The 10,200-nt window shown below is 36.7% G+C and carries 9 protein-coding genes; 2 read left to right on the plus strand and 7 right to left on the minus strand.

The window, feature by feature from the left end:
- Nucleotides 1–109: 109 nt before the first annotated feature.
- Nucleotides 110–418 (plus strand): DUF1292 domain-containing protein, encoded by a 309-nt coding sequence (locus E7276_RS01490; RefSeq protein ID WP_294212815.1) that lies wholly within the window; start codon nt 110–112, stop codon nt 416–418.
- Here the strand turns inward: E7276_RS01490 and E7276_RS01495 are convergent.
- The 5 genes from E7276_RS01495 to E7276_RS01515 all read right to left on the minus strand — a co-directional run bounded on the left by E7276_RS01495 (nt 346) and on the right by E7276_RS01515 (nt 6,719).
- Entirely contained in the window at nt 346–2,226 is a 1,881-nt protein-coding gene (locus tag E7276_RS01495) for an ATP-dependent helicase (protein ID WP_294212817.1), read from the minus strand. The genes E7276_RS01490 and E7276_RS01495 overlap by 73 nt on opposite strands.
- A gap of 52 nt (nt 2,227–2,278) precedes the next feature.
- The gene (gene gltX / locus E7276_RS01500) at nt 2,279–3,727 is read right to left on the minus strand and encodes a glutamate--tRNA ligase (protein WP_294212820.1); all 1,449 of its coding nucleotides are present in this window, start codon (nt 3,725–3,727) and stop codon (nt 2,279–2,281) included.
- A gap of 108 nt (nt 3,728–3,835) precedes the next feature.
- The gene (locus E7276_RS01505) at nt 3,836–5,281 is read right to left on the minus strand and encodes a carbohydrate-binding domain-containing protein (RefSeq protein ID WP_294212822.1); all 1,446 of its coding nucleotides are present in this window, start codon (nt 5,279–5,281) and stop codon (nt 3,836–3,838) included.
- A gap of 2 nt (nt 5,282–5,283) precedes the next feature.
- Nucleotides 5,284–5,973 carry a DUF4956 domain-containing protein gene (locus E7276_RS01510; RefSeq protein WP_294212825.1) on the minus strand — a complete coding sequence of 230 codons (690 nt, stop codon included), beginning with the start codon at nt 5,971–5,973 and terminating at the stop codon, nt 5,284–5,286.
- 50 nt (nt 5,974–6,023) lie between these two features.
- A complete protein-coding gene (locus tag E7276_RS01515) occupies nt 6,024–6,719 on the minus strand; it encodes a polyphosphate polymerase domain-containing protein (protein ID WP_294212827.1) in 696 nt (231 codons plus the stop codon).
- A gap of 186 nt (nt 6,720–6,905) precedes the next feature.
- On the opposite strand from E7276_RS01515, the gene E7276_RS01520 reads away from it, so the two are divergent.
- The gene (locus E7276_RS01520; RefSeq protein ID WP_294212829.1) at nt 6,906–7,976 is read left to right on the plus strand and encodes a GGDEF domain-containing protein; all 1,071 of its coding nucleotides are present in this window, start codon (nt 6,906–6,908) and stop codon (nt 7,974–7,976) included.
- A gap of 50 nt (nt 7,977–8,026) precedes the next feature.
- On the opposite strand, the gene dnaJ is transcribed toward E7276_RS01520, so the two are convergent.
- Both dnaJ and E7276_RS01530 read right to left on the minus strand, forming a co-directional pair.
- Complete coding sequence (dnaJ, locus tag E7276_RS01525) at nt 8,027–9,196, minus strand: molecular chaperone DnaJ (RefSeq protein WP_294212831.1); 1,170 nt, start codon at nt 9,194–9,196, stop codon at nt 8,027–8,029.
- Between the two features lie 155 nt (nt 9,197–9,351).
- Nucleotides 9,352–10,200 (minus strand): Hsp70 family protein (locus tag E7276_RS01530; protein WP_294212834.1); only part of this gene is annotated, 849 nt, incomplete at its 5' end.

A 10,200-nucleotide genomic window follows, 5' to 3' on the forward strand; every position in this document is an offset into this window, starting at 1 on the left:
AAAGTGTATTTATATATATAAAATCCCGAAATACACTAGACATAATTCCTGATGCATTATATCATAAGGACATGTCTTAAACAAATAATTATGTTGAAGGAGTATAAAAATGGACGAGAATCAGGTATTCCCAGTTGACAATGAGGATGATGACGTTGTTGTCACTTTAAATTTAGATGATGGTTCTGAGGTTACATGTGAAATCCTCACTATTTTCGATTTGAACGATCAGGATTATATTGTTTTGCTTCCGCTTGATGAAAATGGCGAGCCAAATCAGGATGGCGAAGTTTACATCTATCGTTATTTCGAGGATGAAACTGGTGCACCATCCCTTGACAATATTCAGTCTGATGAAGAATACGACGCTGTCGCTGCAAAGTTCGACGAAATCTGCGAAGAAGACGGCATTGAGTAATCTTCTATTTTCATTTCATCTAAAAATCGGGACTTGTCCCGATTTTTTTTATTTGTATAGGTGATAAATAAATTTCGTTTTGTTCTAGTTATCCCTACATAAAACAGTCGTCTTTCTCCCTCTAACTCATCTTTGGTCTCAGCCTTATTTGAAGGAATAATCCCCTCATTAGCAGAAATAATAAATACAGTATGAAACTCTAATCCCTTACTAGAATGTAAGGTTAATAGACCAACTTTATTGTTTTTATCTACACATTTGTTTTTATTTTCAAAATCGATTTTATATCGCATCATGTTGATTTTATCAATTGCCTGTTTGATATTTTTGCAATCCTTTAAAAGTTCTGCCAAAAATTCAAGAATTTCATTGTACTCCTCATATTCAGCATTATTTCTTAGAGCTTCTTGCCTCAGGAAATTATCATAGCCTATTACTTTTCTGATATAGTTTAATGCCGCAAAAGGTGTCATTTTTGATATCAAAATTAAATCTGCCCACATTGCTTCAATTACACCAAATTTTGTTTTATTATTTTGATAAAAGCGTTTTAAAACATCAATGGTACCGCCATTATCAAGTGCTGCTCTATGCAAAAATCTATTTGGGCGATTAATTATTCTAAGAAGCCTGGCTCTAGTGGAGTTTCCTATAGCAATTTGAAAATAAGCTTCTATGTCTTGGATAATGAAGTGGGAATAGTAATTAACCAAACTCTCCTTCATGTAAAAAGGTATTTCATGTTCTATAAGTTTATTAACCAAAAATTTCACATCCGTATGATTTCTAAATAGAATACTGATTTCGTCCAAAGGAACCCCTTTTTCCTTTTCAGCCATTATAGCTTGGCATATAAATTCTGCCTCTGCAATTTCATCCAAATGATTTGAAATATTTATCTGCCCTTCTTCATTTGTGGCAATAATATCTTTTGAGAATCGATTTTCGTTGACTCCTATCAGTTTTTGACCACTTGTAACTATGTTAGATGGGTTCCTGTAATTATAGTTTAATAGAACCCTCTTGGTGTCCTCATAGTTACTTACAAAATCACTCATTATTCTAGGATTAGCCCCTCTAAAACCATAAATTGACTGATCATCATCTCCAACGCAGAAAATGTTTTTTGTTCTGTCTGAAAGCATTTTGATAAGCTTAAATTGAAGGTCGTTCATGTCCTGCATCTCATCTACTAAATAGTAAGAAAATCGATTCTGCCATTTACTTAGAACATCCTTGTGGGCCATGAATAGCTCATAGGCTTTAGACAACATATCATCAAAATCAACAACCTTATATTTAGTTTTTAATTTACAATAATTATTGTAAACAAGCGCAAAAGAAGCTTTGTCCAACATTTCCGGTTCGAACTCTTCTATTGATTGTACTCCATTGCCAAAAACAGAAATTGCTGAGGCCACACCATTAACTAAAGCTAAATCATCTTTATCCAAATAGGCCAATTCCATGGCCTCTCTTATGATATTGTCTCTGTAGGTGCCCATTACAATATCGCTAGTTTTATATCCACATTCCTTTTGTAAAATGCCCCAAAATAAAGAATGGAACGTTCCAAAGGTCACAGAATGATTGCCATCTGATGCCCTTTTGAAACGTTCCTTCATTTCAATAGCTGCTGCTTTTGTAAAAGTTATTACAAGTATTTCGCTTGCTGGGACACCAGACCTTATCAAATTAGAGACCCGCTCAGTAATAACAGCAGTCTTCCCACTACCGGGACCTGCCACAACCAAACACGGACCTTCTATGTGATTAATAGCCATTAATTGCGAGTCATTAAAAGTCATAAACCTCCTAACTCGCCTATCTGTAATAAAGTCTTAGGTTCCCCAACCTAATTTAAGATAATTTTTCTATAGCTGCTTTAATTCGCTTAATAGATTCTTCTTTGCCAAGAATTTCCATAAGTTCTGTTGCTCCACCAGGAGTCATCTGCTTTCCAGAAACAGCTGTACGTACTGGCCAAAGAACATAACCATTTTTGTATTCATGCTCTGATGCAAATCCAGAAAGAAGTGCATATAAAGCATCATTTGAATAATCATCCTGTGCCTCAAGAACTGGTAAAAGTTCCTTTAATACAGCAAGTGATGATTCTTCATTTGTTTTCATTTTCTTATGAGTATACATTGCGCTGTCATACTCAGGTACTGCATCAAAGAAATCAACGTGATCCTTGATATCTGGGAAGATTTCTATACGAGTCTGTACCATTTTAGCAATCTTCTTAAGGTCGTAATCGCCCTTGATGTATTCCTTAAGATAAGGCTCTGCCATCTCATAGAACTTATCAAAGTCCATAGCCTTCATGTATTCGCCATTCATCCACTTAAGCTTTGTGATATCAAATACAGCAGGTGACTTTGAAATACGGTGGTAATCGAATTCCTTAACAAGCTCCTCAAGTGAGAAAATCTCATTGTCGTTTTCTGGAGACCAACCAAGTAATGCTACAAAGTTTACAACTGCCTCTGTAAGGAAGCCCTGGTCAATTAAATCTTCGTATGAAGAATGTCCTGAACGCTTAGAAAGCTTCTGGTGCTCTTCATTTGTGATAAGTGGACAGTGAATGTACTTTGGTACTTCCCAGCCAAATGCTTCATAAAGACGATTGTACTTTGGAGATGAAGAAATGTATTCATTACCACGAACAACGTGTGTAATTCCCATAAGGTGATCATCTACTACATTAGCAAAGTTGTATGTTGGATATCCATCTGACTTGATGAGAATCATATCATCAAGCTCTGAATTATCTACAGTGATTTCTCCATAAAGCTCATCTACGAATGTAGTTGTGCCTGTACGAGGGTTATTCTGGCGGATAACATATGGCTTGCCAGCTGCAAGATTTGCCTCTACCTCTTCCTTTGAAAGGTTAAGACAATGCTTGTCATAAATATGGATTTCCTTGTCTCCAATAACCTGCTTGCACTCAGCAAGACGCTCATCATCGCAGAAGCAATAGTATGCTTCGCCCTTTTCGATAAGCTGCTTTGCATACTTTAAATAAATGCCCTGTGCCTGACGCTCAGACTGAACATAAGGACCACAGCCCTTATCCTTGTCTGGACCTTCATCATGTATAAGACCTGTTGCTGCAAGAGTTCTGTAGATAATTTCTACTGCGCCCTCTACCTGTCTCTCCTGATCAGTATCCTCTATTCTAAGAAGAAAATCTCCATTCTCATGCTTAGCTACTAAGTAAGCATAAAGTGCTGTACGAAGATTTCCTACATGCATTCTACCTGTTGGTGATGGTGCAAAACGTGTTCTTACTTTGCTCATTTATATTTCCTCTCATTAAAAATTTACATACAGAATTAGGACTGCTAAATGCAGTCCTAAATAATTCTATACCAAAAATAATTTTTTTCAAGTATAAAGCACTAATATCTATTGTTGATTCTCTTGGAAATCTGGTCGAGAACCCTGATTTTGCATCTGCCCGTCAGGGGTCTGTTCATTTAGCATTCCTTGGCCGCCAAATCTACCACCTTTGCCACCTTGCATACCGCCCATACCACTAGCAGAGCCTCCTGCGTCTACAACTGTAGAGTCTGCAGTAACTGTCTCTTGCTGGCTTCCATTAGCATATATGGTATAGGTTTCACCCTCTACCAATTCAGCTGCAGAAATAATCATAGTGGAGCCAGATACCTCGGGTGTATATTCAAATACTGTATTTCCTTCTGAATCTGTTATTGTAATATTTTCATTAGCATTAAAGCTACCATATATTATACTAACCTGCTGACTTTCTTCGGATATCGGACTGTTGACATCTCCAATTGCAATCACCTTACCACCATTAATTATGGCGCTTGCGTTATCGGCGTCTATTGCTCCCTCAGGAGAATTTCCACCCTTCACATAGACATAGCCACCATTTATAGTTATGCAGCCCTCATAGTTGCCGTTGCAGTCAATTCCATCACCTGTATCTGTCTCAATATTAATAGTACCATCATTAATTTCAATTGAAGTTGTTGCATTTAAACCATCATCAGTTACAGAAATATCAATGGAGCCTCCGTTAATAGAAATTGTATTTTTCGATTCAATTCCCTCATCCTGGCTGGTACCTATAATAGTTCCGTTGTTAATAATAAGGGCATCTTCACTTTCCATGATGTCGCTTGCAGCATCTATACTTATAGTTCCACCATCTATTGAGATTAAATCATTGGCATGAAGTCCATCAGTAGCTGTTGTTGTTATATTGATTATTCCATCTTCTATGTATAATTTGTCATCTGAAACAATACCATGGCCATGATTTCCATAAACATTCAATGTTCCTGTACCAAGTATAATGATATCATCCTCAGACGAAATAGTTCCTTTGCCGATTTCTTCTCCAGTTGAGCTATCAGTAGCATAGCTTTCACTATCGGTTAATGTATTTGTTGTACCATCTGCCAATTCTATATATAAATTTTTGACCTGCTGACCATAAATAACAGGTCCATTTACACTAGTTAAGTCCACTCCATTTAAAACAAGCTTAACATTTTCATCTGTATTAACTACTATAGAGCAAGCGGTACTGGTACCGGTTAAGGTGTATTCACCACCTTCTGTAATGTATAAAACACCATCCTCATCTGTACAGCCTTCGCCATTTATTGTCATTCCTTCATCTGTAAAAATAACATCTGCCATAGAATCCCAATCAGTCTTTATTGTTAAAGCTTCGTATTCCGATTCTGCAGAAACTTCTTCTGATTGGGCAACTTTAGTGCTATCATTGCTTTTTGCAGCTTCAACAAAAGTTTTACAAGCCGCTGCTGCTCCAATTATTGTAAGAGCCAATAATATTAAAAAGACTTTTTTCTTCATAATTACAACTCCTCTGCTTCGTTTACATCACATCGTCCACAGATAACGGTTAAATTTCCATTACGCATTCTAATTTCATCTATAAAGCTTTTCTCCAACTTTTCATCAATTAATTTTACTCTATAATTAATCTCATACATAGAGCCCATATTAGTAGTCCTTACGGCAATTTGTTTATACTCTGATGTATACTTGTTAAAAATGTCATCGAAAATATCATAATAATCTAAATTCTCAGGAATAGTAATGCGCAAATCCTTTTCATCTACAGAAGCAGACGCATATTTTGTCATATATAAAATGAAATGGATAGCACTTATAACAAAGGTAATAATTATAGCCAATGACAATTCTCCAATAGCACATACAATACCTACAGTCATAGCAAAGAATATGAATCCAATGTCTCGAGAGCTTCCCTGCAAGGATCTAAATCTCACTAAAGAGAATGCCCCTACAACTGCAAGACTTGTTCCAAAGTTACCATTTACAGCAAGCATGACAACGCATACCAGCATAGGAAGAATTATTAATGTTCTAGCGAAATTTTTTGAAGTTCTACCTGTTTTTATATATGTTAATGAAATTATAAAGCCCAAGCCACCAGCCAGTACCGCATAGATTAATGCCTCTGCTGTGGTCAAGGTTGTGTCACCTGTTGATGAAACTAACGCCGCTAATACTGTTTCCATATGAATTGCACTCCTTTTCTTCTAATACCAAATTTAGTAAATGTTAGATTTTAAGCTTCTTTTAGTTGCCTTTTATAAAAATTTCCATACTTTGAAAATGAGGTTGGATATATTTTATATTTTGATAATAGCTTTACAAACCAAAGTGGAATTGCATCTGATATTTTAACTTCCATCAATCTTGTTCCTTGTTCAAGTAGGTATTCATTATCCTCGTCACTATATAGAGTCAAATTATAATCTCTGCTCCTAATATTTATATCAAAGGTTACTCGAAATTCTGAATCCTCTCTTCCATACATTGCAAGTCTGTCATAGGCAATGTATCTTTTTGGTTCCAGGGAATAATGATTGAAGAAATAATCGATTTCTTTAAATATTTGATTTGGATTTGATGGCATGATTCCATGTATTAAATATTGTTCTGCTTCCTCCATTGGGATTGCAACACGTCTCTTATTAACTAATCCTTTGTATTTTTTCTTTATCTCTAAAAAACACATACTGTCATAGGTTGGTTTTCCGTAGCAGCGAACACGAAACTTTTCTTTATACTTAGGTCCCTCAATAGAAGTTCTAATTAACTCATCATCTACCGTGTCATAATAGATATTTCTAATAGTATGCAGTCCATATTCGTCTTCTATCATATATTCATCAAGTTCCTTCTTGAAATCCTTAAAGGTTTCTTCATCAATTAAGAACTTCTTTTCATATCTATTAAATACCTTCTGAATTTGTCCCATAAGTTTCGCCTCCTTTGTTTGCTCTAACTTATGTTGACAATCTAATATTTTTAAGTGATGACAAGGTGAATGTATCCGGAAAATCAACCGAAAGAAAAAAGAAAAAAAAGGAAAATACAACAAATGCAAAATTCGTCTAAAAAATTACAATATCTATGATTGAATGAAGTGGAGAAGCACTGTATAATGTTAAACATGATTACTAAGAAGATTACTAAAGAACAACGAAATGATTTTTATCAATCAAAATTTGAATATTACAAATTAGTCAGCGGATATTGTGCAGTTATCATTGCACTATGTGAAATATCATATTTTTTCACAGACTGTCAATTATACGGGAGATTCGCCATAGAAACTCTTATCCCAAGAATTTCTATTTTGATTCCACTTGTTTTATTCCTTTGTTTAAATCCTAGAATAAAAACATATAAAAATGCCATATGGTTGTACTACTTAATGCCCCACGCCGCTATGTGGGCCACAATTTGGGCAGTTTATCATCTAGAGAACAGGGATTTTGTGAGGGAAGGATTTATAATAATGCATTTCGCCTTCCTAACCATTGGTCTTGCGATGCCCTTTGTACACCATGTTTTCTATCATGGCTTAGTATTTGCAAATATTATCATCTCAAATTTGTTTATACACTATGCCCACTTTGAAATGATGATTACTCTGGCATTGCCAGTATATGTTGGCGTATGTTTATTGCAGATTATTTTAGAGAACTCTTATGCAGATCATTATTTGATAAAGAAATCTCTTGAAATCAATTCTGTTACAGATGAATTAACCGGTCTATATAATAGATTCAAGATAAATGAAATTATAAATCCTGATACTCATAAGTTTTATTCAAAGCAGGATATATACATGGTAATTCTCGATATAGACTTTTTTAAAAAGGTTAATGATACCTACGGACATGAGTCCGGTGATACCATTTTAAAATATGTTGGAAGACGTTTGGAAACGCATATCACACCAAAGGATTACATAATCCGCTGGGGTGGCGAGGAATTTCTATTAATACTTATTGATTGTGACGCAAAACGAGTTGCAACTATCACAGAAGATATTCGCCAAGACGTTGCATCAGGCAACAATGATGTATGTCCACTGACTATATCTCTTGGATACAGTAAATATAATAGCAATGAAAACTATCACGCATGTCTCGACAGAGCAGATAAAGCGCTTTACTATGCAAAGAAGCATGGTCGTAACCAAGTCGTAAATGCTGATATGTTATAAAAAAAGGAGTCTAGATTTTTTTCTAGACTCCTTTATTTATGCTCTTATAATTATAAATCATCTATAGCATCTTTTATTTTATCTGCAAATCCTTTTTTCTTCTTTTCAGCTTTTACAGATTTAGGGCCACCTACTGTTGTGTTTCCAGTAAGCTCATCAAATTTACGAAGTGCATCCTTGGCATCCTTTGAAAGAGATGTAGGAACCTGAACAACAAGGGTTACATAATGGTCTCCTCGAACTGCTTTATTACGAAGAGATGGTATACCCTTGCCCTTCAATCTGATTGTAGTATCAGTTTGTGTACCAGCCTTTACTTCATATGAGACTTTACCATCAAGAGTATCAATAATTACCTCTCCACCTAATGCAGCCTGTGCAAAGGAAATAGGCGCAGATGAATAAATATCATAGTCTCTACGCTGGAATATTGGATGGCTTGAAACCATAATTTCTACAAGCAAATCGCCTCTAGGTCCACCATTTCTACCTGGCTCACCCTTGTCACGAATACGTACACTCTGACCATTATCAATACCAGCAGGAATTGATACAGCAATTTTCTTCTTTCTAGGAACATAGCCTGTTCCTTTACAATCTGGACAAGGAGTCTCAATAACCTCTCCTGTTCCCTTACAGTCTGGACATGTAGTAACGTTCTGTACCATTCCAAAGAGCGACTGAGAAGTCATCATTACACGGCCTTTACCGCCACACTTAGAGCATGTTTTCTTTGATGTACCTGGCTTTGCACCTGTACCATGGCAAGCAGCACATTCTTCCTTTAAGGTAATCTCTATTTGCTTTTCGCAGCCGAAAGCAGCCTCTTCAAAGGAAATGTGAACCATTGCTCTAAGATTAGCTCCACGCATAGGTCCATTTGATGTAGAACGAGCTCCACCACCGAAGAAGCTTCCAAATATATCACCGAAAATGTCGCCAAAGTCCATTCCTGAGAAATCAAATCCTCCGGCACCGCCACCGCCATTTTCAAAGGCAGCATGACCAAACTGATCATACTGACGTCTCTTATCGGCGTCAGAAAGAACCGCATAAGCTTCAGAGGCCTCCTTGAATTTCTTTTCAGCCTCTTTATCACCTGGATTCATATCTGGGTGATATTTCTTTGCAAGCTTTCTATATGCACTTTTAAGCTCACTATCTGTGGCTGTCTTGGAAACACCAAGAACCTCATAATAATCACGTTTTTGTTCTGCCATTATTTATCAATCCTTCTATTATCTTTACATACGGTTAAAGAGCACAAAATAGGAATTGTGCTCTTTAATCTTGCTTCGCAAGACATGATTTTCATCGCTTCACTCAGAAAATCCTGCCATATACGAATTGAATAATTCTGATGAATTATTCAATTCTATACTTCTTTAAAATCAGCATCTACGACGTCATCATTTGCTGGGCCTGACTGAGCTCCTGCTCCAGCGCCTGCACCTGTAAACTGGCTCATATCTGGACCTGCTCCTGCTGCGCCCTGTGCTGCCTGTGTCTGCTCATACATCTTTGCAAATACCTTCTGAGCTGACTCTGTAAGCTTCTCCTGAGCTGCCTTAAGCTCACCAATCTGAGAATCACTCATCTCCTCTGGAGTAGCGTACTGATCAAGTAACTTCTGTGCAGACTCAATATCAGCCTCAACTGCTGTCTTATCAGCTGCATCAATCTTGTCACCTACTTCATCAAGAGCCTTCTTTGTCTGGAATACAAAGCTCTCAAGATCATTTCTTGTATCAACAGCCTCTTTACGCTTCTTATCCTGTGCCTCATACTCAGCTGCTTCCTTAACTGCCTTATCGATATCCTCATCAGACATGTTAGAACCAGCAGTAATTGTAATGTGCTGCTCCTTGCCTGTACCTAAATCCTTAGCAGATACGTTAACAATACCGTTTGCATCAATATCAAATGTAACCTCAATCTGTGGTACACCTCTCATTGCTGGTGGGATACCATCAAGTCTGAACTGTCCAAGTGATTTGTTATCCTTAGCGAACTGTCTCTCACCCTGTACAACATTGATATCAACTGCTGTCTGGTTATCAGCTGCTGTAGAGAAAATCTGGCTCTTCTTTGTAGGAATAGTTGTGTTTCTCTCGATAAGTCTTGTAGCAATACCACCCATTGTCTCAATTGAAAGTGAAAGTGGTGTTACATCAAGAAGAAGGATATCGCCTGCACCAGCATCGCCAGCGAGCTTACCACCCTG

The organism is Pseudobutyrivibrio sp. (assembly GCF_015057185.1).
Classification (GTDB): Bacteria; Bacillota; Clostridia; order Lachnospirales; family Lachnospiraceae; genus Pseudobutyrivibrio.

What these genes read in the sequence shown, in the direction of transcription:
- E7276_RS01490 (WP_294212815.1), top strand. Translation starts at nt 110, where the DNA reads ATGGACGAGAATCAGGTATTCCCAGTTGACAATGAGGATGATGACGTT.
- E7276_RS01495 (WP_294212817.1), bottom strand. Translation starts at nt 2,226, where the DNA reads ATGACTTTTAATGACTCGCAATTAATGGCTATTAATCACATAGAAGGT.
- gltX (WP_294212820.1), bottom strand. Translation starts at nt 3,727, where the DNA reads ATGAGCAAAGTAAGAACACGTTTTGCACCATCACCAACAGGTAGAATG.
- E7276_RS01505 (WP_294212822.1), bottom strand. Translation starts at nt 5,281, where the DNA reads ATGAAGAAAAAAGTCTTTTTAATATTATTGGCTCTTACAATAATTGGA.
- E7276_RS01510 (WP_294212825.1), bottom strand. Translation starts at nt 5,973, where the DNA reads ATGGAAACAGTATTAGCGGCGTTAGTTTCATCAACAGGTGACACAACC.
- E7276_RS01515 (WP_294212827.1), bottom strand. Translation starts at nt 6,719, where the DNA reads ATGGGACAAATTCAGAAGGTATTTAATAGATATGAAAAGAAGTTCTTA.
- E7276_RS01520 (WP_294212829.1), top strand. Translation starts at nt 6,906, where the DNA reads ATGTTAAACATGATTACTAAGAAGATTACTAAAGAACAACGAAATGAT.
- dnaJ (WP_294212831.1), bottom strand. Translation starts at nt 9,196, where the DNA reads ATGGCAGAACAAAAACGTGATTATTATGAGGTTCTTGGTGTTTCCAAG.